We start from the raw sequence: 517 nt of genomic DNA on the forward strand, positions 1-517 counted from the left end.
TTGGAGACCGCGGTGCCGTCGGTGAGCTCCACGTGCAGCGGTGCGTCGGAGCGGATCAGGAGCGGCAGGGCGAGCGCCGCGGTGATCACGTGCGAGCGCACGCCGAGTTCGAGGATCCGCAGCCCGTCGGCGAGCGGCGTCTCCCAGCTCTTCTTGCCGAAGACCGAGCCGGACAGGAGGTGTTCGCCGCCCCAGAGGTCGTTGACGAGGATGTCGAGCCGGCCCTGTTCGCGGTCGATCCGCTCGACGAGGGCGCGCACCCGGTCCTCGTCCAGGTGGTCGGTGGGGACGGCGATGCCGACGCCGCCGGCCGCCGTGACCAGTTCCGCCGTCTCCTCGATGGTCTCGGTGCTCCGGCCGACCTCGCTGACGCTCGCGCGGGTGGTGCGGCCGGTGACGTAGACGGTGGCGCCGGCTCGGCCGAGTTCGACGGCGAGCGCACGTCCCGCTCCGCGGGTGGCGCCGGCGACGAGCGCGATCCGGCCGGTGAGCGGGCAGTGGCCGTCGGCGTGCTGGA

At 73.7% G+C, this 517-nt stretch carries 1 protein-coding gene; it reads right to left on the minus strand.

Annotated features, from left to right (window positions below; all coding sequences use genetic code 11):
• On the minus strand, positions 1-479 hold a 479-nt coding region (locus G3I71_RS46545; RefSeq protein ID WP_343243298.1), incomplete at its 3' end, for an SDR family NAD(P)-dependent oxidoreductase.
• Positions 480-517: the final 38 nt, after the last annotated feature.

It is taken from the genome of Streptomyces sp. SID12501 (genome assembly GCF_010550245.1).
GTDB lineage: Bacteria > Actinomycetota > Actinomycetes > Streptomycetales > Streptomycetaceae > Streptomyces.